Origin of the sequence: Pseudomonas sp. Fl5BN2 (assembly GCF_009908205.1) — a bacterium.
GTDB lineage: Bacteria > Pseudomonadota > Gammaproteobacteria > Pseudomonadales > Pseudomonadaceae > Aquipseudomonas.
Window position 1 is genome coordinate 133,281 of sequence record NZ_JAAARL010000009.1, and the last position, 21,121, is coordinate 154,401.

General features: G+C 60.4%; 20 protein-coding genes, 1 pseudogene and 1 riboswitch. Of the genes and pseudogenes, 10 read left to right on the plus strand and 11 right to left on the minus strand.

Annotated elements, in window-relative coordinates:
- Positions 1 to 177: 177 nt before the first annotated feature.
- From GV819_RS14645 to GV819_RS14660, 4 genes are all read right to left on the minus strand, one after another.
- Entirely contained in the window at positions 178 to 1,542 is a 1,365-nt protein-coding gene (locus tag GV819_RS14645) for a DUF1329 domain-containing protein (RefSeq protein WP_161756760.1), read from the minus strand.
- A 30-nt stretch (positions 1,543 to 1,572) separates the two neighbouring features.
- Positions 1,573 to 3,462, minus strand: a complete 1,890-nt coding sequence (locus GV819_RS14650) for a DUF1302 domain-containing protein (protein WP_161756761.1) — start codon at positions 3,460 to 3,462, stop codon at positions 1,573 to 1,575.
- Between the two features lie 328 nt (positions 3,463 to 3,790).
- Entirely contained in the window at positions 3,791 to 5,473 is a 1,683-nt protein-coding gene (locus GV819_RS14655; RefSeq protein WP_161756762.1) for a fatty acid--CoA ligase, read from the minus strand.
- Positions 5,474 to 5,619: 146 nt separating this feature from the next.
- On the minus strand, positions 5,620 to 6,804 hold the full coding sequence (locus tag GV819_RS14660) for an MFS transporter (RefSeq protein ID WP_161756763.1): 1,185 nt from the start codon (positions 6,802 to 6,804) through the stop codon (positions 5,620 to 5,622).
- Positions 6,805 to 6,889: 85 nt separating this feature from the next.
- On the opposite strand from GV819_RS14660, the gene GV819_RS14665 reads away from it, so the two are divergent.
- The gene (locus tag GV819_RS14665; RefSeq protein ID WP_161756764.1) at positions 6,890 to 7,663 is read left to right on the plus strand and encodes an AraC family transcriptional regulator; all 774 of its coding nucleotides are present in this window, start codon (positions 6,890 to 6,892) and stop codon (positions 7,661 to 7,663) included.
- Here the strand turns inward: GV819_RS14665 and GV819_RS14670 are convergent.
- Entirely contained in the window at positions 7,647 to 8,276 is a 630-nt protein-coding gene (locus GV819_RS14670; RefSeq protein ID WP_161756765.1) for a LysE family translocator, read from the minus strand. The two genes, GV819_RS14665 and GV819_RS14670, sit on opposite strands and share 17 nt — an antisense overlap.
- Positions 8,277 to 8,360: 84 nt before the next feature.
- On the opposite strand from GV819_RS14670, the gene GV819_RS14675 reads away from it, so the two are divergent.
- The 3 genes from GV819_RS14675 (at position 8,361) to GV819_RS14685 (ending at position 11,207) form a co-directional block, all read left to right on the plus strand.
- The gene (locus GV819_RS14675) at positions 8,361 to 9,326 is read left to right on the plus strand and encodes a 2-hydroxyacid dehydrogenase (protein ID WP_161756766.1); all 966 of its coding nucleotides are present in this window, start codon (positions 8,361 to 8,363) and stop codon (positions 9,324 to 9,326) included.
- A gap of 31 nt (positions 9,327 to 9,357) precedes the next feature.
- Positions 9,358 to 10,356: a class I SAM-dependent methyltransferase gene (locus GV819_RS14680; protein WP_161756767.1), complete on the plus strand. Its 999-nt coding sequence runs from the start codon at positions 9,358 to 9,360 to the stop codon at positions 10,354 to 10,356.
- 51 nt (positions 10,357 to 10,407) lie between these two features.
- Positions 10,408 to 10,531, plus strand: a riboswitch (yybP-ykoY riboswitch).
- Between the two features lie 91 nt (positions 10,532 to 10,622).
- Positions 10,623 to 11,207 carry a TMEM165/GDT1 family protein gene (locus GV819_RS14685; RefSeq protein WP_161756904.1) on the plus strand — a complete coding sequence of 195 codons (585 nt, stop codon included), beginning with the start codon at positions 10,623 to 10,625 and terminating at the stop codon, positions 11,205 to 11,207.
- A gap of 85 nt (positions 11,208 to 11,292) precedes the next feature.
- Here GV819_RS14685 and GV819_RS14690 read toward each other — a convergent pair whose 3' ends face one another.
- On the minus strand, positions 11,293 to 12,114 hold the full coding sequence (locus tag GV819_RS14690) for a M48 family metallopeptidase (protein ID WP_161756768.1): 822 nt from the start codon (positions 12,112 to 12,114) through the stop codon (positions 11,293 to 11,295).
- Between the two features lie 1,360 nt (positions 12,115 to 13,474).
- On the opposite strand from GV819_RS14690, the pseudogene GV819_RS33750 reads away from it, so the two are divergent.
- Together GV819_RS33750 and GV819_RS33755 are read left to right on the plus strand one after the other, a co-directional pair.
- A pseudogene (locus GV819_RS33750) lies at positions 13,475 to 13,672 on the plus strand (HAMP domain-containing protein); the annotation flags it as partial.
- A gap of 111 nt (positions 13,673 to 13,783) precedes the next feature.
- Positions 13,784 to 14,527 (plus strand): methyl-accepting chemotaxis protein, encoded by a 744-nt coding sequence (locus tag GV819_RS33755; RefSeq protein ID WP_434738430.1) that lies wholly within the window; start codon positions 13,784 to 13,786, stop codon positions 14,525 to 14,527.
- Positions 14,528 to 14,579: 52 nt separating this feature from the next.
- Here GV819_RS33755 and GV819_RS14700 read toward each other — a convergent pair whose 3' ends face one another.
- The 3 genes from GV819_RS14700 to GV819_RS14710 are packed head-to-tail and all read right to left on the minus strand — an operon-like array spanning position 14,580 to position 15,695.
- The gene (locus GV819_RS14700) at positions 14,580 to 15,200 is read right to left on the minus strand and encodes an SOS response-associated peptidase (RefSeq protein WP_161756770.1); all 621 of its coding nucleotides are present in this window, start codon (positions 15,198 to 15,200) and stop codon (positions 14,580 to 14,582) included.
- Positions 15,201 to 15,235: 35 nt separating this feature from the next.
- Positions 15,236 to 15,496, minus strand: coding sequence for a putative signal transducing protein (locus GV819_RS14705; protein ID WP_161756771.1), 261 nt, complete (start codon positions 15,494 to 15,496; stop codon positions 15,236 to 15,238).
- A 16-nt stretch (positions 15,497 to 15,512) separates the two neighbouring features.
- Positions 15,513 to 15,695, minus strand: a complete 183-nt coding sequence (locus GV819_RS14710; protein ID WP_161756772.1) for a CPXCG motif-containing cysteine-rich protein — start codon at positions 15,693 to 15,695, stop codon at positions 15,513 to 15,515.
- A 140-nt stretch (positions 15,696 to 15,835) separates the two neighbouring features.
- Here GV819_RS14710 and GV819_RS14715 point away from each other — a divergent pair, with 140 nt between their 5' ends.
- Positions 15,836 to 17,002: a 1-acyl-sn-glycerol-3-phosphate acyltransferase gene (locus GV819_RS14715; RefSeq protein WP_161756773.1), complete on the plus strand. Its 1,167-nt coding sequence runs from the start codon at positions 15,836 to 15,838 to the stop codon at positions 17,000 to 17,002.
- Positions 17,003 to 17,069: 67 nt separating this feature from the next.
- On the opposite strand, the gene GV819_RS14720 is transcribed toward GV819_RS14715, so the two are convergent.
- The gene (locus GV819_RS14720) at positions 17,070 to 17,357 is read right to left on the minus strand and encodes a hypothetical protein (RefSeq protein WP_178125022.1); all 288 of its coding nucleotides are present in this window, start codon (positions 17,355 to 17,357) and stop codon (positions 17,070 to 17,072) included.
- Positions 17,358 to 17,547: 190 nt separating this feature from the next.
- Here GV819_RS14720 and GV819_RS14725 point away from each other — a divergent pair, with 190 nt between their 5' ends.
- Positions 17,548 to 17,754 (plus strand): hypothetical protein, encoded by a 207-nt coding sequence (locus GV819_RS14725; protein ID WP_011063378.1) that lies wholly within the window; start codon positions 17,548 to 17,550, stop codon positions 17,752 to 17,754.
- A gap of 85 nt (positions 17,755 to 17,839) precedes the next feature.
- On the opposite strand, the gene GV819_RS14730 is transcribed toward GV819_RS14725, so the two are convergent.
- Complete coding sequence (locus tag GV819_RS14730) at positions 17,840 to 18,424, minus strand: YajG family lipoprotein (protein ID WP_161756775.1); 585 nt, start codon at positions 18,422 to 18,424, stop codon at positions 17,840 to 17,842.
- Positions 18,425 to 18,630: 206 nt separating this feature from the next.
- Between GV819_RS14730 and GV819_RS14735 the strand changes: the two genes are divergently transcribed.
- Both GV819_RS14735 and mqo read left to right on the plus strand, forming a co-directional pair.
- Entirely contained in the window at positions 18,631 to 18,864 is a 234-nt protein-coding gene (locus GV819_RS14735; protein ID WP_161756776.1) for a hypothetical protein, read from the plus strand.
- A gap of 738 nt (positions 18,865 to 19,602) precedes the next feature.
- Entirely contained in the window at positions 19,603 to 21,114 is a 1,512-nt protein-coding gene (mqo, locus tag GV819_RS14740; RefSeq protein ID WP_161756777.1) for a malate dehydrogenase (quinone), read from the plus strand.
- The last annotated feature ends 7 nt before the right edge of the window (positions 21,115 to 21,121 follow it).

Sequence of the window (21,121 nt, forward strand, 5' to 3'; positions counted from 1 at the left end):
TCACTTATTAAGTGATATTTCATTTTCTTATCGAGACAAAAACCAATCCACTCCGAGAAACTCGTCCGTACTGCCAGTGACCTCTGCGCATTTGAGCGAAGCCCAATCCTATAGGCAAAAAAAAGCCCCGAACCAGTCGGGGCAATTTCCGAGGATGCGGCCTCTATTTACAGCGGATCAGCGAACCCCATCCTGACGCAGGGCGGCGGGGGTGAAGTCGCTGATGGTGGCGGTGAAACCAAAGTCATACGCCTGCTTCTCTTCGTTCTTCATGCCCAGCGCCAGGTAGCGGCCGGACTGCAGGTCGTAGAGAGTTTCCAGGGCGTACCACGGCACTTGTTTGTCGTAGTAGTTCTCGGCATGAGCTTCAGCCACGCGCCACAGTTGGCCACGACCGTCGTAGTGGTCGATCACCGCAGCCTGCCAGGTGTCTTCATCGATATAGAAGTCACGCTTGGCGTAGATGTGACGCTGGCCTTCCTTCAAGGTCGCGACCACATGCCAGACCCGGCGCAACTCATAGCGAGCCAGGTCCTGGTTGATGTGCCCGGCCTTGATGATGTCGGCGTACTTCAGAGTCGGCGAGTCGAGCTTGTAGCTGTCGGAGGCGATGTATATCTCTTTCTTGCCTTCCAGCTTCCAGTCGTAGCGATCTGGCGCACCGTTGTACATGTCCAGGTTGTCCGAGGTACGCAGGCCATCGGCGGCAGTACCCGGGCCGTCATAGGAGACTTGCGGGGCACGGCGCACACGGCGCTGACCGGCGTTGTAGACCCAGGCCGAACGCGGCTCCTTCACTTGGTCGAGGGTTTCGTGAACCAGCAGCACGCCACCGGCCAGGCGCGCCGGAGCGGTCACTTTCTGCTTGAAGTAGAACAGGATGTTGCCCGGATTTTTCGGATCGTAGTCCTTCATCTTGTCGCGGAACACGAACTGATCCTGGAAGTACACCAGGCTGTAGGAACCGTTGGCCTGTGGCGTAGCCTGGGTCACCAGGCGTGTGACGCTACCACCGCGATAACGGGTGATGTGGTTCCAGATGACTTCCACGCCGCTTTTCGGAATCGGGAACGGAACCGCGGTTTCGAAGTGCTCCAGGCCGTTGCCACCGGACACCAGGTTAGTGCTGGTCGCGTTGCGCTTGATCGCGGCAAACACGTCGGCCGGCACGGTGGCACCGCGATGGGACGGATAGACCGGCATCTTGAAGGTTTCCGGGTAGCGCTTGAACATCGCGTATTGCCCCGGGGCCAACTTGTCCTTGTACTGCTCGACGTTCTGCGCGGTGATGGTGAACTGCGGTTGTTCGCTGCCATAAGGGTTGGACAGGAAGCCCTTGCTGTCCACGGTGCCGGCGTTGGTCGCCAGCGGCTTCCAGGCCGGAATGGTACCGGCGGCATTGCCAGCCATCTCGGCGCCCATCGGCGTCAGGCTGGTGCCCAGCTTGGCCGCTTCATCGGCGGACACGGCAGCCATCACACTGGTGGCCAGCAGTGACAGTCCCAGCACTCCGATGTGCAACAGACTCTTGGTGATTTTCATAGTGTTGTTCTTCCTGAAAATACAGTGTGCTTAGAAGTTCACGCCAACGCTCAAGGCGAGGAAGTCCCGGTCATCCACGGTGCTGTAGTCGCCACCAAAGAAGTTGGTGTAGGCCAGGCTCGCGGTGTAGGTGTTCTGGTACTCGGCATCCAGCCCCAGGCTGATGGCCTTGCGGCCTTCCTCGAAGTTGCCGCCAGGGCCTGGCGAGTAACCTTTGACGTCATGGGACCAGGCGACGTTGGGCTTGAGGTTGACACCGGCGAACACGTCTGGGTATTCCCAGATGGCCCGGCCGCGGTAGCCCCAGGAAGTGGCGGTGGTGAAGCCGTCGTTGTTGCAATTGGCGGTGAGATTGCTGGCATCTGCGCCAGGGCCTGCACCGGCGATGGTAGTGGAGTTGAGTGCGCGGCAGGTGTTCTGCCCGCCCGTGGCAGGCAAGGAGCCAGGCCCGAACACCGGGTCACGGCCATAACGGACATCCGACTTGCTCTCAAGACCGCCGACATGGGTGACCCCGACTTCACCAACCAGGGTCAGGCGGCTGGCGCCCATGACTTGATCGAAGAAGTGGGTGAAGGTGGTCTGGAACTGGGTGATTTCCTTGCGGCGATAGCCATTGAGGTCTTGCCCGGCGACGCCCTCTAACAGGGAGGCGTTGGTAAATGCCCCCTTCAAAGGCCGAACGGCGGAATAGAGGATATCGGTGGAGTTGAGCTGCACAGGAGCATTCGGCCGGTAACTGATTTCGCCGCTCCATGCTGTCCCTGTAGACAGGGTGGTAGAGAAGCTCAAGCCATACAGACGAATATCCTCTGGGTACTCGATAAAGTACTTCGAGTTACCAGCGATCCACACCGGCGCCAGAGAGCCAAAGCCAGGGGCTATGTTGTAAGCCGACTGGGGTGCCGCCGTGGCGCTGAAGATCGGCGCACGGCTGTGATAGTTCATGAAATAGGCGCCGAACTCAGTGTCCAGCGGCTCGTAGTTGTAATGGAAAGCCGCACCAAACTGACCGCTGTCACGGGCATCGCGGTCGCCACTGCGGCGCACCAGGGCGCCCTCTTCGTTGACATCAACGCCGCGTGCCTGCATCCCAGCCAAGGCTGCTCGGCCAGGTGCCGTAGCCGCAATGGTCGAACGCTTGGCCAGCAGTCGCAGGTTGTCGTTGCAACCGTCGGAAATGTTGTCCGGCTGCGAGAAGAAGGTCCCGCAGTTATCGGTAACTGTCTGGTCCCACTCCAACTGATAGAACGCCTCGGCCGACAAGTTCTCGGTGAGGTTCTGGGAGATGTAGAACATGTTGACCGGAATCAAGCCTTCCTTGACCTCGGCACCGGGACGGCGGAACGCCGACACATCGATCGGGTTGATCGAGTTGATGCCGCCACCAATAAAGGTACTTTCGCCCCAACTCACTACTTGCTTACCGAAACGCACCGAACCCGGCTCATCGGCAATCGAGTAGTTGTGATAGATGAAGGCATCGAGTATCTGCCCACCGGACGATTTGGCGCCTTCCTTACGCCCGTCATTACTGACGTTCTTGAAGTCCAGGTCTTCATCCTGAAGCTTGAAGTCATACCAGTACTTGCCACGGACAAACACACCGGTATCGCCGTACTTCAACTCCAGGTCATGGATGCCCTTGAAGATCTTCGAGAAGGTCTGGCCCTTGTTGAAGTTCAAGTGACCATCATCGGTGGTCTGGGACAGGCCCTTGCCGCCGTTGTTGACCCCGATCAGGTTCTGGTTGCGTCCAGCGGTCGACCAACTGGCCCCCACCGACAGGGACGAATCGAAGCTGCCTTCGATTTCACCGACATTGAACGTAACGCCGAATGCCGGCCCGGCGAGCGTAGAGGCAAGACCGACGGCCAGAGGCAGTTTCGCCCGGCGCCAGAACTGGTTTACTGATGTCATCGACGCTACTCCATGTGCATTATTGTTATGGCAGTAAGTTCTTCCAAGACCGCCTCGAATACCGGGGACAGAGACACTTGCCCCAGCTCCGAAGTTGCGCAGTGAGAACACCCCGCAATGCCCCGTTGCTTGGAAAAAACCGTGAACGGACTATATCCAGCAGGGATTAGTGCTTGATCCCTCTAAAGTGTGATTTGCAGCCACTAACCGAACTGGAACAGCCCTTTGCCATAACCATTGAAAAACGGCGCGGCAAGAATGACTGAAAAATCCGTGAGTACAAGGCAAAGGGGGCGTGCCGTGCCCTGGCGGGCACGGCAGAGGACGCTCAAAGCGTGGAGAGGAAGGTGCTGTTACTGGCTTGCCATTCGCTGATGTCGACACGGATGCGCTTCTTGTCGAGCTTGCCAACGCTGGTCTTGGGAATTTCAGTAACAATGGCGATCTGACTGGGGATCGCCCACTTGCTCAAGTGCCCCAGCTCAACGAACGGCTTGAGGTGTTCCTTGAGCTCACGGGCGCCAATTTCGTGACCTTCGCGGATCACCAGCAAGGCAAAAGGACGCTCACCCCACTGCGGATCGGCAATGCCCACCACTGCTACTTCGCGTACCGCCACGTGGCGACTGATGAGGTCTTCCAGGTCCAGGGAGGAAATCCACTCGCCACCGGTCTTGATCACGTCCTTGATCCGGTCGCGGATATCGATCACCCCCATGCCGTCCAGGGTCGCCACGTCGCCGGTGTGCAACCAGCCACCCTCCCAGAGCTCGGCGCCCTTCTGCGGCTCGTTGAAGTAACCTTCGCTCAGCCAGGGTGCCCGCAGCACCAGTTCACCCTGGGACTCGCCGTCCGCCGGAAGGAAGTTGCCCTCGGCATCGATGATCGCCGCCTCCACCAGCGGCCCAGGCACCCCGGCCTTGATCCGGTAGGTGGTGCGCTCGTCTTCGCTGCCCGCCATCAACTCGTCGTTGAGGTGGGCGCAGGACACCAGCGGGCCGGTTTCCGACATGCCATAAGCGGCAGTCAGCTGGATCCCCTTGGCCTTGGCGGCCTCGTACAAGGCACGGTTCAACGCACTGCCACCGATGACGATTTTCCAGCCAGCGAAATCGGTGCCCTGGGCGGCCTTGGCGTTGAGCAGCATCTGCAGGATGGTCGGCACGCAATGGGAGAAGGTGACCTTCTCACGGCGCCATAGCTCCACCAGGTACTCCGGATCGTAACGCCCGGGGTAGACCTGCTTGAGCCCGAGCATGGTGGCCACATAGGGCAGGCCCCAGGCATGCACGTGGAACATCGGGGTGATGGGCATGTACACATCGTTGGTGCCCAACAGGCGGACGCTGTCGATACAACCCATGATGGTCGACACACCCATGGTGTGCAGCACCAGTTGGCGATGGGTGAAGTACACGCCCTTGGGGTTGCCAGTGGTGCCCGTGGTGTAGAAGGTGGTGGCCACCGAGTTTTCGTCAAAATCCTCGAAGTGATACTGGGTGCTGGCAGCGGCCAGCAAGCTCTCGTACTCGCCCACCAGGTTCGGCAGCTCGGCGGTTTTTTCCGGCGCATCGGTGAGCAGCAGGGTTTTCTCTACCGTGGTCAGGTGCCCGGCAATCGCCTGGTACAGACCGACAAACTCGCTGTTGACCAGCACGAAGCGGTCCTCGGCGTGATTCATGGTGTAGAGGATCTGCTCCGGCGACAGGCGCACGTTGATGGTGTGAATCACCGCGCCGATCATAGGAATGGCGAACATGCATTCCAGGTAGCGATGGCTGTCCCAGTCCATTACCGCTACGGTATCCCCGGCCTTGACCCCGGCCGCAGTCAAGACGTTGGCCAGCCGCGCCACGCGTTCGATCAGGGTCGGATAGGTGTAGCGCAACTGGTCGCGATAGATGATTTCGCGGGTTTTCTCGTAACGGCTGCCGGACATCAGCAGGCGCTTGATCAATAACGGATATTGATAGGCGCCTTCGGCGGGCGGGATAACACGAGTCTGCAACATAAGAATCCCTTTTCTGACGGCTCGGTCGTAACTGGAGAATACTCACTCTAGTGTGCCCGCGCGCCTGCTAAATCAGCCAAAGGAATGATTTGCGGAACCGTACAAATACTAGCTCCAAGCCAGTATCGAGGCGGCTCCGCGTGACCTTATGCGCTTTGCCCAACCGCTGCCTCTGCTGGAGTACGAGGAAAGGCCAGTGCAGCGGCAAAGGTCAGTGCCGCAAACCCGGCCAGGATCAAATACAGACCGCTCAAGCCCTGGCGCGGCTCCACCAGGGCAATCAATGGAATCGCCGTGGCACTGGCACCGAACGACAGACAGTAACGCAAGGCAAAGACCCGCGACTGCCACTGTGGCGCAACGAAATTGGCGACCATGGCGTCATTCACCGTGACCTGGCCAAACACCACGAACATGAAGGCCGCCCCCAACAGGATCACACTCCAGCCCTCGCTGTGGGCCATCGCCACCAACAGCGGGGCCTGGAACAGGGTCAGCACAATGAACGGCCATTTCAGGCTGAATCGATGCAACACCCGGCCAATGGTCAACTGCGCCACCGCGCCAAAGGCATAGGCCAGGCTGACCACCACGCCGAGGATCTGTGGCGAGGCCGACAGCTCATGCAAGCGCTCCTGGAACAGCTTCGGGTAGGTCATGGTGGTGGCGTTGAACACCACTCCGCCAGTAGCCGTGGCCAGGGCCAGCACCGCGAACACCAGGAACATCGAGATCTGCTGGCCACCCTTGCCCCTGAGTGTCACATGGGGACGCACGGGAACCGGCTCGTCGCGTACCTGCAAGGCAAAACCGATACCCAGCAGGATCGCCACGATCCCCGGCAGGATGAACGCTGAACGCCAGCCAAATTGCGCCACCAACAGGCCGGTGATCAATGCTGAAAAGGCCACGCCGAGGTTGCCCCACATACCGTTGATGCCAATCTCGCGGCCACGGTTTTGCGCATAGGCCACCAGCATCGCCGTGCCTACCGGGTGATAGATGGCGGCGAATACACCCATCAGGGTCAGCCCGACCACCAACATTGTCGGGCTATTACTCAGGCCGGTCAGGATTGAGGCCGCGCCGATGCCGAAGAAGAACAGCAGCATCATCTGTCGGCGGCTCCAGTGATCCCCTAGCCAGCCGGCCGGCAGTGAACAGGCGCCAAAAGCGATGAAGCCGCCCAGGGACAGCCCGATCAGTGCGGCATAGTCCAGGGCAAAGACCTGGGTCATGCCCAGCACCGCAGCGGGAAAGATCAGCATGAACATGTGATCGATGACATGGGCAGCATTGACGTAACGGATGACGTTTCGAGCTTGATTCATGGCGGCACGCTAGGTTGGTTGTTGTGCTGCCTATGCTAAGTTGGCAACAAACAGCATTCCTGACAATAAAGTCACCGGATCAGACATGTTAATCAGCCTGCCAAACCACGGCCCGGTCAGCGCCTATCCCCGCAACTATGCCGATGCCGAACACCAGGAATCTCACCGTCATCGCGAAGCGCAGTTTCTCTACGCCGCCTGCGGCACCATGCGCGTGGTCACCGCCCAGGGCGCCTGGGTGATCCCGCCGACCCGAGCCGTGTGGATTCCCTCGCTGGTAGAGCATGAGATCTTCATGGTTGGCGAGGTGCACATGCGCTCCTTGTTCATCGACCCGCAACGCTGCCCGCCGACCTTGCAGCAATGCTGCGTACTGGCGGTGACACCCTTGCTGCGGGAGTTGATCCTGCGGGCGGTGCAAGGCCCCGAGCAGGCACAAAACCCCTTGATCCAGCAGTTGATGCTGGAAGAGATTGCCGCCCTGGAGAACCTGCCCCTGCACATTCCCATGCCTCAGGACCGGCGTCTGCAAGCCATCTGCAGGACCTTGCTGCAGGTGCCGGACCATCCCCATACCCTGGAGGACTGGGCACAGCAGGTCGGCGCCAGCTCACGAACCCTGGCGCGGCTGTTTCAGCAGCAGGTGCAGATGAATTTCAATGCCTGGCGCCAGCAACTGCGCCTGATGGAAGCCCTGCCACGCCTGCTGGCCGGAGAAAGCGTGCACAGCGTCGCCGATTCTCTGGGCTACGGCAGCGCCCGGGCCTTCAGCGCGATGTTCTACCGCTTGCTAGGGGACACGCCACGGCACTACGTGGCGACCCTGAATCAGCTCAGCGCAATCAATGCATCTCGGTGAACGCCAGTTTCACGCCGATGGCGATCAATACCGCACCCATGGTGCGGTCGAACCAATGCCCCATCCGGGCAAAACCGGCGCGTACCCGCTGCTGGCTGAAAAGCATGGCCACCAGGCAGAACCAGACGGCGGTAGCTACCGCCAGATACAGCCCGTAACCGGCCTGGATAGCCAGAGGCGTGTGCGGATTGATCACCACGGTAAACAGCGAGAGGAAGAACAGGGTGGCCTTGGGGTTCAGGCCATTGGTAACGAAACCTGAAGTGAAGGCGCCGCGCGCGGTGCGCACTCCAGCTTCCAAATGCAGGTTGTCCGCCGCCGGCTTGGCTGGCTGGGCGCGCAACGCCTTGTAGCCGATGTACAGCAAGTACGCCGCCGCCAGCCACTTCAAGGCGTTGAACAGCACGATGGACTGGGAAACGATCAAGCCAATTCCCAGCAGTGAGTAACCCACGTGCAGGAAGATCGCGCTGCCCACTCCCAAGGCGGTCCAGGTACCGGCGCGGCGCCCGTGGGTCACGCTTTCGCGCACCACTACGGCGAAGTCCGGGCCGGGGCTGGCCACCGCCAGCAAATGAATGAGAGCAACGGTCAAGAACTCGGTGAGGTACATGCAGGCTCCTGTTTATGTCTAATTATTTCATCTGTTAGGCTCGGCAGATTACGCCTTAGACCCCTCGTGCAAAAGGTACAGTTCATGACTAACAATCGCCGCGCCGTGTTTCTCGATCACAGCTCACTGGATTTGGGTGACCTGGATCTGAAGGCGCTGCGCGACAGTTTCAGCCCCTTGCAAGTGCATGCCCAAACCGCCCCGGAGCAGGTGGCTGAACGACTGCAAGGGGCACAGGTGGCCATCAGCAACAAAGTCCCGCTGACCGCCGAGACCCTGGCCGCCTGCCCGGATCTGCAACTGATCCTGGTAGCGGCCACCGGCACCAACAATGTCGACCTGGCCGCGGCCCGCAGCCAGGGCATCACCGTCAGCAACTGCCAGGGCTACGGCACCCCTTCGGTAGCCCAGCACACCCTGATGCTGCTGCTTAATCTGGCCACCCGAGTCGCCGACTACCAACAGGCCGTGGCCGCGGGCCGCTGGCAACAAGCCAAGCAGTTCTGCCTGCTGGATTTCCCGATCATCGAGCTCTCAGGCAAGACCCTCGGTTTGCTGGGCAATGGCGAACTGGGCAGCGCCGTAGCGCGCCTGGCCGAAGCCTTTGGCATGCGCGTGGTGCTGGGACAAATCCCTGGGCGCCCGGCCCGGCCTGATCGCCTGCCCCTGGAAGATCTGTTGCCACAAGTAGATGCGCTGACCCTGCACTGCCCGCTCAACGAACACACTCGGCACTTTATCGGCGCCCGCGAACTGGCCCTGCTCAAGCCCGGCGCCTTGGTAGTCAATACCGCTCGCGGCGGCCTGATTGATGAGCAGGCCCTGGCCGACGCTCTGCGCAATGGTCATCTGGGAGGCGCCGCCACCGATGTGCTGAGTGTCGAACCACCCTCGGCCGGCAATCCACTGCTGGCCGCCGACATTCCGCGGCTGATCGTGACCCCGCACAACGCCTGGGGCAGTCGAGAGGCACGGCAAAGAATTGTTGGCCAACTGAGCGAAAATGCCCAAGCCTTCTTCAGTGGTACCCCGCTGCGTGTCGTGAGTTGATAAACTCCGCTACTTTTTTCGGGTGCGGATCATGGACACACGCAGTGAAGTACTGTTACGCCAGGCTCAATTGTTTCAAGGCTCAATGCTGCTGGTCGGCCTGGCTGCGGATGACCTGCTGGGACGCCTGCCCAACGCCCGAGGCTGGAGCTGGCACGCCGGCGATCAAGCGGCCCTGGAAGCTCGCTTTCCAGGCCGCAGCCATTTTGGCGTAACAGCCCCGACGGAATCCTTCGACAGCGCCGTGCTGTTTCTACCCAAGTCCAAGGACCTCACTGGCTACCTGCTCAACGCCCTCGCCTCGCGCCTGGCCGGTCGCGAGCTGTACCTGGTGGGGGAAAAGCGCAGCGGTGTGGAAAGTGCCGCCAAGCAACTCAACCCCTTTGGCAAGCCACGCAAGCTCGACAGCGCGCGGCACTGCCAGCTGTGGCAGGTCACCGTGGCCAATGCCCCCGAGCCGGTGGCTCTGGAGAGTCTGGCCGAGGAGTACGAACTGCCGCTGACCGAAGGGCCGTTGAAAGTCGTCAGCCTCCCTGGGGTGTTCAGCCACGGGCGCCTGGATCGCGGCACCGCACTGCTGCTGGAACATCTGGATCACCTGCCCAGCGGCCACATGCTGGATTTCGGCTGCGGCGCCGGAGTGCTGGGAGCCACGGTGAAGCGCCGTTACCCGGACAACCGAGTGACCTTGCTGGATGTCGATGCCTTCGCCGCTGCCAGCAGCCGCCTGACCCTGGCCGCCAACGGCCTTGAGGCCGAGGTCCTGACCGGTGACGGCATCGATGCTGCACCGATGGACTTGAACTGCATCCTGACCAACCCGCCCTTCCATATCGGGGTTCACACCGACTACCAGGCCACGGAAAACCTGCTGCGAAAAGCAGCAAAACATCTGCAAAAAAGTGGCGAACTGCGGGTAGTTGCCAACAGCTTCCTGCGCTACCAACCGCTGATCGAAGAGCATCTGGGACCTTGTGCGATCAAGGCCGAAGGCCAGGGCTTCCGGATCTACCGAGCCAAGCGCGGCTAACTGGTTTTTTCGCAAACAAGGCTTGCCGAAAGGGTTTTGCCTAGGCAGAATCCGCTCCGTCCTAGGGGAGTAGTCTCCCACGAGCGCCACGCTCGTCCGGCATGCGTCAACATACTTGGTCCTCAGACCATGGCGCATGCGACCCAAGAGTCCGCACAGACGGACCGCAGGGTTTGACAAGACCTATGACACGAACACCTTACCCGGGGCGGGAAGGCTGTACGTGTCATAGCCGTGTCGACCCGCCCCTTAGGAAAACCCTGATGATGCTGGATTCTCTACTCGTTCCCACCGCAATCGTTGCCTTGGCCGAAATCGGCGACAAGACGCAACTGCTCGCCCTGATTCTCGCCGCGCGCTTTCGCAAACCCTGGCCAATCATCGCCGGCATCGTCGCCGCAACCCTGGCCAACCATGCGGCCGCGGGTGCAGTCGGCGCCTGGTTCGGTAGCTTCTTCTCGGATTCGACCCTGCACTGGATTCTCGCCGCCAGCTTCACCGCCACTGCGCTGTGGACCTTGGTTCCGGACAAAATGGACGATGACGAAGCCACTACCGCGCGCAAGTTCGGGCCCTTCCTGACCACCCTGATTGCGTTCTTCCTGGCGGAAATCGGCGACAAGACCCAGATCGCCACCGTCATGCTGGCCGCGCAATACCCGGACCTGTGGCTGGTGATCATCGGTACCACCCTGGGCATGCTGATTGCCAACGTACCGGTGGTGCTGGCGGGCAACTTTGCGGCAGACAAACTGCCCCTGACCCTGATTCGTCGTCTGGCTGCGTCAGCCTTCTTCATCCTCGCCATAGTGGCGGTGTACAAGGCCATGCAGATCAGTGGCTGGGTATAAATGAAATCGCCGGCAAGGCGACTCCTGCAGGTTGCGCAGGAGCCGCCTTGCCGGCGACCACGTCATCGAGAATGACGTGCGCAGATCAGGACTTCTTGGCCTGCTCGTACAACGGCATCACCTTGGGAATCGCCGCCTGCAAGGAGGCGATACGGCTAGTGGAAGCCGGGTGAGTGCTCATGAACTCAGGTGGCGCGGAACCGCCCGCAGCCTGGCCCATTTTGTTCCACAGGCTGATGGCCGCATTCGGGTTGTAACCGGCACGGGCGGCCAGCTCCAGACCGATCAGGTCCGCTTCGTTTTCATTCTCGCGACTGTTGGGCAGGGTCATCAGCAGGTTTACCCCGTTGTCACCCAGCGCAACCGTCTCTTGCGGCACCCCGAACAAGGTAGCGATCTGCTTGCCTGCGCCGACCGCGTACTGCTTGGACATCGCCTCACGACCATGCTCACGCAGGGCATGGGCAATTTCATGGCCCATCACCGCAGCGATCTCATCGTCGGTCAGTTTCAGCTTATCAATCAGACCGGAGTAGAAAATGATCTTGCCGCCAGGACCACAGTTGGCGTTGAGCTCGTCGCTCTTGATCAAATTGACCTCCCACTTCCACTGCGCGCAGTCAGGGCGGAAGTTAGGTGCCTGGGCAATCAGGCGATCAGCGATGACCTGCAGGCGCTTGGCGTTGGCACTGGTTTTGTCCAGCACGCCCTGGCTGCTGGCCTCCCCCAAGGTCTCCTGGTAGGACTGAGCATAGGATTGATTGACCTCAGCGCTGGAGACCATGCTGAACATGGATTGCTTGCGATCCACGCCCACAACGCCACCGTTGGTGGTGTTGACCGTCTCGCAACCACTGAGCAGAACAGCGGCACTCAGTGCACATACAACCAATGACTTCTTTTTCATGCAAACCTCCCTGAAAACATGGCGCGTATCCTAAGGGCGGAACTGTATCCGCGCCAGATGCAAATCACATTATCAGTCGTAATTCAGATACATACGGGCCCCGTAGGAAAAACTTCATATGCCCCTCCAGGCCGCCAGGGCCCTGGAACACCTGCCTGCCAAGCATCACCTCAAGCCATCTGAAGCAGTCATTTTCCCACCCGAGGCTAATGGCCAGCAATGCAGCGGCCGATACAGCGGGGCAGACCCTATTCCTGCGCCCGGAGCCTTTATGAAGTTCAAGTCGATCCAGTTTTCAGTGGCCGCGCTGGCCGGAGCCATCGTCCTCAGCGTGGTGGCAGCCCTGGTGCTGTACGCCCTGTTCGCCGGAGCCAGGACCCAGCAAATGGTTCAGGAACGGACCCAGAGCCAGTTCGAACAAGTCATCGAACAACGCCTGAGCGGCCTGGCGCAGACCCAGGTCAGCCAGATCCAGCGCGAACTGGAAGCGCCTCTGCTGATAGCCGACGGCCTGGTGCGGGTCAACACACTGATGGCTACGCAGGATCCGCAAGGCCATGCCGGACTGAGCCTGAGCCGTGAACAGCTGATCGCCCTGATCAAGGAAAACGTCACTCAGAACCCGAAGATCCTCGGCGCCTACATCGGCTGGGAACCTAACGCCATCGACCACAACGACGCGGCCTACATCGGCACCTCGGTGGTCGGCGTCGACGCCGCCAACGGCCGTTTCCTGCCCTGGTGGTTCCGTAACGAAGACGGCAGCCTGAGCCTCGACAAACTGGCCGACGTCAACGACCGGACGCTGCTTTCCACCGGGGTCCGGGCCAGTGAGTACTACCTGTGCTCCCAGGACAGTCTCAAGCCCTGCGCCATTGACCCCGCCCCGTACAAGGTCGGCGACAAAGTGGTGATGCTCGCTTCTTTTATTCAACCCATCCTGCTGAACGGTAAATTCCAGGGCATCGTCGGTGCCGACCTGTCAGTGAACTTCATCCAGGACATGCTGCTGGGTGCCAACCAGAAACTTTACGGCGGCGCCGGAGAAATGGCCCTGATTGGCGGCAACGGTCGTCTGGTGGCCTACACCAAGGATCAGAGCAAGTTCGGCGAGAAAGTCAGTGACGTGCTCAACAGCGACAGCGTCGCCAAGCTGTCCAGCCTCAAACGCGGCGAAGTGACCTACAACGTCGACCAGGCCAACGGCATCATCACCCTGTACCTACCGTTCGGTATCGGCCAGACCGATGCTCACTGGACCTTGATGCTGCAACTGCCCCTGGGCGCGGTCATGGCCGACCTGAACACACTGCAGAACGACCTGGCCGAACAACGCCAGGCCGATACCTTCGGTATGGCCATGGTCGGCCTGGTAATTGCCGGCCTCGGACTGCTGGTGATCTGGCTGGTGGGTCATGGTATCGCCCGGCCGCTGCGACAGATGGTCGCCATGCTCGACGACATCGCCCAGGGTGAAGGCGACCTGACTCGGCGCCTGGCCAGCGATCGCGCCGACGAACTGGGCTCCATCGCCAAAGGCTTCAATACCTTCCTGGCCAAGCTGCAAGCGATGATCAGCCAGGTGGTGACGTCAGTACAGAGCGTCAGCGACTCCTCCGAGCACACCGCCGATATCGCCATCCGCACCAACCAGGGCGTGCACAAACAAATGGTGGAGATCGATCAGGTCGCCACCGCAGTGCATGAAATGACCGCCACCGCCCAGGACGTGGCGCGTAATGCGACCCAGGCCGCTCAAGCTGCCAGCCATGCCGACCAGGCCGCCAGCCAGGGCATGCAAATCGTCCGCGACACCTCCAGCGCCATTGGTGCCCTGGCCGAGGAAATCGGCCGCGCGGTCGGAGTGGTGCAAACCCTGGCCAAGGACAGCGAGAACATCAACACGATCCTCATCACCATTCGTGGCATTGCCGAGCAGACTAACCTCCTGGCCCTCAACGCGGCGATCGAAGCGGCCCGGGCCGGCGAGCAGGGCCGCGGCTTTGCCGTGGTCGCCGACGAGGTGCGCAACCTGGCGCAAAAAACCCAGCAGGCCACGGAAGAAATCCAGTCGATGATCCAGCAGTTGCAACAGGGCACCCGCGAAGTGGTGCAGGTCATGGAGGACAGTCAGCACAAGACCGACCAGAGCGTGGAGCATGCGGCAAAAGCGGCCCAGGCCCTGGAAACCATCACCCACGCAGTGTCGGTGATCAACGACATGAACAATCAGATCGCCAGCGCCGCCGAAGAGCAGAGCGCGGTGGCCGAGGACATCAACCGCAACGTGATCAACATCGGCCAAGTGGCCAATGAAGTGGCCGGCGGCGCCGACGAGTCCAGTGCTGCCAGCGCCGGGCTGACCAAACTGGCGGAGCAGCAACGGCGCCTGATCAACCAGTTCAAGGTATAAGCCGCGACTATTGCGCCCGGCTCCTTGCAGGAGCCGCCGCAGCAAGGACACATCAGGCCGGGGTCAGGCACTCGGGACCGTTGAGCTTGGGGTCATTGACCAGGTTGGCCAGGACCCGCTCGCGTAACGTCGCAGGCGGACTGGCCAGCAAGGCTTGCAATACGTGCTGCGGAGTCTCGGGATCAAGCCAGGCTTCCTGGCCGGCAGCATCGAGGATCAACGGGCGACGCAGATTGGAGGCCGCCTGGGTTACCACCGCGGTGCTCAGCCAGACTTGCTCCTGCACTGGATAGGCCTCCCAGATCGCAGCAAAGAAGATCGATGAACCCTCGCCCGGCGTCAGCCAATACGGGCGCTTGCGGCTGCCGCCGCGCCATTCGTAAAAACCGTTGGCCGGCAACAGACAGCGGCGCTCACGAAACGCCTGACGGAACATCGGCTGCTCCGCCAGGGTTTCCGCCCGGGCATGGGCTGGGGTACGCGACAGGTCGGTCAACCAGGCCGGAGTCAGGCCCCAGCGGGCCCGGGCCAGGGTGCGCTGGCCAGCTTCAATGCGCTGGATCAGCACCGAATCATTGGGGGATATATTCCACTGCGCCCGCTGATCAGCGGGAAATCCCGGCAAAGCGGCAAACGCGGGGTTCCAGCGAAACAGGGCATAACGTCCACACATGGGGCAATACAACTCTCGGTAAATCGGCGCTCAGCCTAACAGACCAGCACCCCGGCAAAACTATCCGGTTCATCAAAGGGTAATGGCAGGGCGGCATTGTACGCAGCGATCAACTCCCGCGCCTGTTGCGCCTGGTGGTTCTCCACCGACAACCCCAACAGCCCGAACAATGGCAGTTCCCCTGCCCCGCCCAGCAGATCACGGCCCTGCAGGTGCGCGGCGATGCCCTCGCTGGCCAGCATGCACTGGAGCAACTCGCCTTCCATCAGGTTTTCCGGCTCGTAGATGCGCTGCATAAAGGCCACTCCCCACTCAGTCGTTTTCACTGTGAACGTCGAGCATCCATTCCTGACCATCGGTTTGCAGCGTGAACACAATGGGCCGGCAGCACACCGGGCAGTCTTCAATATAGGTCTGGTCGCCGGCGGACAGGTCCAGTACCGCTTCCGCCTGCTCGCCGCAGTAAGGGCATTGATAATGCTCGGTTTCCAGCATCGCCGTCTCCAGAGTGACTTATGCGTATAATCGCCGGTCTATTTGCAGGGCCTTTTTTTGTTTGAGCTGACTTTTCAAACCGCGCCCGGCTTTTTTCGATACCAACCTTTTCTTACCCTAGCCGTTTCTAACAAGAGAGCATGATGGGCGAATTCGATGCCATCCGACCTTACCACGACAGCGAAGTACCAGCGGTGCTGGCCCGGCTGCTCGGCGACAAGGCGTTTCTAGATATCCTCACCCACTTTCGCTTCCCGCGTTTTGCCAATACTTTCGGCTGGCTGCTCAAACCCCTGATCGCTCACCGCCTGCGCCGTGAGTTCGCCGGGGTCACTTCAGTGGCCACCCTGCAGGACAAGGTCGAGTTCTACGTCGACCACACCATCGAACGGGCCACCGATGGCGTGACCTACACCGGCGTCGAGCAGTTCAAGTCCGGCACCGCCTATCTGTTTCTGGCCAACCATCGCGACATCGTCATGGACCCGGCCTTCGTCAACTACGCGGTGTATCACGCCGGCCTGCCGACGCCACGCATCGCCATTGGCGACAATCTGCTGCAGAAGCCTTTCGTCAGCGACCTGATGCGCCTGAACAAGAGCTTCATCGTCCACCGCTCCATCAGTGGTCGACGGGAAAAGATGGCGGCCTATCAGCTGCTCTCGGCCTATATCAACCATTCGATCCGCAACGACGGCCAATCGATCTGGATCGCCCAGGCCGAAGGCCGAGCCAAGGACGGTGATGATCGCACCGAGTCGGCGATCCTCAAGATGTTCCACATGAGCCGCAAGGACGAGCCTTTCGGCGAGGTCATCCAGTCGCTGAACCTGACCCCGGTGTCCATCAGCTACGAATACGATCCTTGCGACCAGGCCAAGGCCCGGGAGCTGTACATTCGCGCCAGCACCGGCAGCTATACCAAGGCGCCAGGGGAAGATGACGCCAGCATCGCCAAGGGCATCACCGGCTATAAAGGCCGGGTCCACGTGAATTTCGCCGCGCCCATCCGCGAACTGTTCGAAGACACCAAGCAACTGGCCCTGGAAATGGACCGGCAGATTCTCGGCGGCTACCGTTTGTTTCCCGTGCATTACCTGGCCTATGCCCAGTGGAGCGACGCCGACCCACAACTGCAGGTACCCGCCGCCGCCGAGGTATTCCCCGCGCAGGAACTGGCCAAGGCCGAGCAGGAGTGGCAGCGCCGCCTGGACGCTTGCCCGCCGGAGCATCGCCCTTATCTGGTGCTGCAATATGCAACCCCAGTGCGCAATCAATACCGGGTCAAGGCAGGCTTGGCGCTGTAACAGCAAGACTGGATAGCACAACGGCGCCTGCGGGCGCCGTTGTTGTATCTACTGTCGAAAGGATCGGTCAGAGGCGCGTACTGATCCAGGACACCAGCAACGCCAGCCCCAGGCAGGCGAAGCCGAAGCGATAGAAGAAGCGGTTGATGCGCAAGGTGGCAGGATCCAGCATCAGCAACGGCTGATCCACGGCCCGGTCTTCACTCTGGGTCGCCAGGCTGGCCAGGGCCCGCTGCTCACGGCGGCGAGTGGCGTGCAGCAGCCAACTGCCCGGGCAGGCAAACAACAGGGCAAAAAGATTGATCAATTTGGCAGGGTGAGCGTTGAACATCGACCAGATCAGTTGCAGCGACATCATGAACCTCGAATGAAAGCTGTGTTCGGGCCGTCGAGTGCACCCGCGGCGCGGATTCTACTCAATCCCCAGGAAAACCCGTGAGTCTTTCCGACCAATAACGAGGCGTTGGTCACTTAATTTAAAGCGTCATCTTTTCGTCATCTAAACAAGCCAGTCTGTCGCCCCTCATTGCCCCACGGAGCTTGTCATGCTGCACGCAGAAAACCAGGATCGCCTCTACCTGATTGCCCCCAGTGAAGAACAGCAGGCGCTGGTCGGCGCCCTGGCCTTCAACGTTCAGGACCGGCATTGGCTGGTGTACTGCGCTCTGGGCGGACATCAGCATGCGGACCTGCCGGAAACCGATCTGCTGACCGGCGTCAGCATGCTGGACTTCTATGTCGAAGCAGCCTGAAAAGCGCCCAACAAAAAGCCCGGCTGCCGATAGGCAAGCCGGGCTTTTTGTTGATCCCCGGGCACACGCCCGGGCTAACAACCAATTATTCGCCGAGGATCTGGCCGACCGTCGGATCCTTGAACAGACGGGTCAAGGCATCACTCAGTACATCGCCCACCAGCTTGGTGTTGGTGTCCTGATTCGGCGCCATACCGAAACGCTGGTCCAGGGATGCACCATAACGGCCACTGTAGCGGCGGTTGGCATTCTGCACATCGGAGCGGAAAGTGGCGCCGATGGTAGCCTCGGTCACGTACAGGCCTTCTTTAGGCGACTGGTACTTGAGTTCGGCCAGGGTCACGGTCAACTGTGGAGCATTGGAGCCAGCAGCGGTCGGGGTGAACCCCAACAGGCGCACCGCTGCTTCAGCCTGAGCTTGCAGCTTGGGCAAAATCTGCGCGCTCTGCACAGTAATGGCGCTGGTTTCCGGATACAGGCCGCCACGGGTACCCAGGGTCGGCGATGGACGGCCATCGACCACTTTCACCACCACCGGCTGACCGTGGCCAACGGGTGCCAACTGGGTCGTGAGCTTAGGCTCCGGACTGAGTTGTTGCGGACTGTGGGCGCAACCCACCAGCGACAGGCTGGTCACAGTGATCAAACCGAACAACAGGCGTTGCAACATGCTCATCTCTCCAGGAATCAGGCACAAACAGGCCAGCAGTATAGCGGGGCACAACCACGACGAACCAGCATCAGGCAAGAGTTAGTCAAGACTCAGACAGGTCCCGTACAAGCGGGTTCCTGTAACCTGCCGTTCACCCGCAATACATCATCATGTAACGGCTCAAGGGCATTCTTATCGTCAATGACACAATCAGGTGCTTGGTCATGAACTTCCTTCGCTCCCTGTTCACTCCACGTCAACAGTTTCGCAGCTTCGCCCTGCTGGACAGCCAGGGGCGCTGCCAGGCCTTCCAGCATCGCTCGGCGGCCCCGGTGGGCGACGGCTGGGTGGAAATCCAAGAGATTCGCCTGAACTGGTTGCACCAAGCGCTGCCCGCGAATGCCCGTATCAGCCCACGCGGTGCAGTCTCCGGGGTGCAACCAATACTGGCCACCTGACCAAAAGCCTAATAAAAGTCGCGAAACAGGATCATTTCTGCGCGTTTCTTCGTTACAATCTCCCCCCGATTATAAGGACGTCTCCTGATCGGGCCTCGCAGTACCGCCAACGCCGCTGCTTTGGCACCCCGCACCGCCCACAGAGAGCCGCCCACACAGATCGAGTGAAGCTGGCGTGCTTGCTGTTCACCTTGCAAACCTCCACTTTTCGCGAATCTGCAGAGCTGCCATTGCTCGGCCACTAACGCTGTTTGCCCGTTGTGCCCGCATACCTTCATGCCGGCATCACCGCTCGGGCCAGGTGCCAGGTCGAGGCAGCCCTTTTTTGAGGTTCACGTCTTCAAAAGAGCGTGAAAAAAACGGGTTTTCACAACTTCACAAGAGTGTGGCGAGCAAATGAATAGTTTTGCGTCTGAACTGGCACCATTAGCCTCTACAACAGCCCGATTACACAGGACCGAGCACTCCTCAAGAACTGGAGCTTGAAGCCTGTCCGCTGACGGATTTGGTTGCACGAAGGGATGTATCGACCATAAGTCGAATTGCCCGAGGCTCCGCAAGATGCGTTCATACGCACCTTGAGGCCCGGTTGGCAGCGTCCGTAGTAGTTGCAAAAAATTGCGAAGATTCGGACATGGCGATCCTGGCCATGGGTAACCTGGGGCATTACGTGAACCGCCCCGTCACTCCTGGCAGCCATGCCGTCAATTTGGTGCTGCAGATTTTGGAGACGCGTTAATGGCGCATAACGAAGCAGTAGACGTCGTATTGGTTGGGGCCGGCATCATGAGTGCCACCCTCGCTGTACTGCTCAAAGAACTCGACCCCGCGATCAAGCTGGAAGTCGTCGAGCTGATGGATTCGGGGGCCGCGGAGAGTTCCAACCCGTGGAACAACGCCGGTACCGGTCACGCTGGCCTCTGCGAGCTGAACTACACACCGCAAGCGGCCGACGGTTCCGTCGACATCAAGAAAGCCGTGCACATCAACACCCAGTTCGAGGTGTCGAAGCAATTCTGGTCCTACCTGACCAAGAAAGGCACGTTCGGCTCGTCCAAGTCCTTCATCAGCCCAGTGCCACACCTGAGCTTCGTGCAGGGCGACAAAGGCGTTTCCTTCCTCAAGAAACGCTTTGAAGTGCTGAGCCAGCACCACGCCTTCTCGGACATGGAATACACCGAAGACAAAGCCACGATGGCCGAGTGGATGCCGCTGATGATGCCGGGCCGCCCGGCGGATGAAACCCTCGCCGCCACTCGGGTGATCAACGGTACCGACGTCAACTTCGGTGCGCTGACCAATCAGCTTCTCAAGCACCTGACCAGTGCACCCGATGCCCAGGTCAAGTACTGCAAGCGCGTGACCGGCCTGAAACGCAACCAAGCCAACGGCTGGACTGTGAGCATCAAGGACGTCAACAGCGGCAGCACCCGCGAAGTCGATGCCAAGTTCGTGTTCCTCGGCGCTGGTGGCGCGGCCTTGCCACTGCTACAGGCCTCGGGCATCGAAGAAAGCAAAGGTTTCGGCGGTTTCCCGATCAGCGGCCAGTGGCTGCGCTGTGACAACCCGGAAGTGGTCAAGCACCACCAGGCCAAGGTTTACAGCCAGGCTGCCGTGGGTTCGCCACCGATGTCCGTGCCGCATCTGGACACTCGGGTAGTGGATGGCAAGAAATCCCTGCTGTTCGGACCTTATGCCGGTTTCACCACCAAGTTCCTCAAGCACGGCTCGTTCATGGACCTGCCGATGTCGGTACGTGCCGGCAACATTGGCCCGATGCTGGCCGTGGCCAAGAACAACATGGACCTGACCAAGTACCTGGTCAGCGAAGTCATGCAGTCGATGGAGCAGCGCCTGGAATCCCTGCGCCGCTTCTATCCACAGGCCAAAGCCGAAGACTGGCGCCTGGAAGTGGCCGGCCAGCGGGTACAGATCATCAAGAAGGACCCGAAGAAAGGCGGCATCCTGCAATTCGGTACCGAACTGGTGGCGGCCAAGGACGGTTCTCTGGCCGCCCTGCTAGGCGCCTCTCCGGGTGCTTCGGTGACCGTTTCGATCATGCTGGAACTGATCGAACGCTGCTTCCCGGCCAAGGCCAGCGGCGAGTGGGCGACCAAGCTCCAGGAAATTTTCCCGGCGCGGGAGAAGATCCTGGAAACCGACGCGGCCCTGTACCACAAGATCAACAGTGAAAATAACCTGAGCCTGGAGCTGGTCGAGCCAAGCAAGGAAACCGAAAGCTGCGCGTGATCTGGCG

Bases quoted from the DNA above. Each gene is read 5' to 3' on its own strand.
- GV819_RS14650 (WP_161756761.1), bottom strand. From the start codon at position 3,462: ATGACATCAGTAAACCAGTTCTGGCGCCGGGCGAAACTGCCTCTGGCC.
- GV819_RS14645 (WP_161756760.1), bottom strand. From the start codon at position 1,542: ATGAAAATCACCAAGAGTCTGTTGCACATCGGAGTGCTGGGACTGTCA.
- GV819_RS14725 (WP_011063378.1), top strand. From the start codon at position 17,548: ATGCTGCACGCAGAAAACCAGGATCGCCTCTACCTGATTGCCCCCAGT.
- GV819_RS14655 (WP_161756762.1), bottom strand. From the start codon at position 5,473: ATGTTGCAGACTCGTGTTATCCCGCCCGCCGAAGGCGCCTATCAATAT.
- GV819_RS14700 (WP_161756770.1), bottom strand. From the start codon at position 15,200: ATGTGTGGACGTTATGCCCTGTTTCGCTGGAACCCCGCGTTTGCCGCT.
- GV819_RS14680 (WP_161756767.1), top strand. From the start codon at position 9,358: ATGGACACACGCAGTGAAGTACTGTTACGCCAGGCTCAATTGTTTCAA.
- GV819_RS14660 (WP_161756763.1), bottom strand. From the start codon at position 6,804: ATGAATCAAGCTCGAAACGTCATCCGTTACGTCAATGCTGCCCATGTC.
- GV819_RS14720 (WP_178125022.1), bottom strand. From the start codon at position 17,357: ATGTCGCTGCAACTGATCTGGTCGATGTTCAACGCTCACCCTGCCAAA.
- GV819_RS33755 (WP_434738430.1), top strand. From the start codon at position 13,784: ATGGTGGAGATCGATCAGGTCGCCACCGCAGTGCATGAAATGACCGCC.
- GV819_RS14670 (WP_161756765.1), bottom strand. From the start codon at position 8,276: ATGTACCTCACCGAGTTCTTGACCGTTGCTCTCATTCATTTGCTGGCG.
- GV819_RS14710 (WP_161756772.1), bottom strand. From the start codon at position 15,695: ATGCTGGAAACCGAGCATTATCAATGCCCTTACTGCGGCGAGCAGGCG.
- GV819_RS14715 (WP_161756773.1), top strand. From the start codon at position 15,836: ATGATGGGCGAATTCGATGCCATCCGACCTTACCACGACAGCGAAGTA.
- GV819_RS14665 (WP_161756764.1), top strand. From the start codon at position 6,890: ATGTTAATCAGCCTGCCAAACCACGGCCCGGTCAGCGCCTATCCCCGC.
- GV819_RS14675 (WP_161756766.1), top strand. From the start codon at position 8,361: ATGACTAACAATCGCCGCGCCGTGTTTCTCGATCACAGCTCACTGGAT.
- mqo (WP_161756777.1), top strand. From the start codon at position 19,603: ATGGCGCATAACGAAGCAGTAGACGTCGTATTGGTTGGGGCCGGCATC.
- GV819_RS14730 (WP_161756775.1), bottom strand. From the start codon at position 18,424: ATGTTGCAACGCCTGTTGTTCGGTTTGATCACTGTGACCAGCCTGTCG.
- GV819_RS14685 (WP_161756904.1), top strand. From the start codon at position 10,623: ATGCTGGATTCTCTACTCGTTCCCACCGCAATCGTTGCCTTGGCCGAA.
- GV819_RS14735 (WP_161756776.1), top strand. From the start codon at position 18,631: ATGAACTTCCTTCGCTCCCTGTTCACTCCACGTCAACAGTTTCGCAGC.
- GV819_RS14690 (WP_161756768.1), bottom strand. From the start codon at position 12,114: ATGAAAAAGAAGTCATTGGTTGTATGTGCACTGAGTGCCGCTGTTCTG.
- GV819_RS14705 (WP_161756771.1), bottom strand. From the start codon at position 15,496: ATGCAGCGCATCTACGAGCCGGAAAACCTGATGGAAGGCGAGTTGCTC.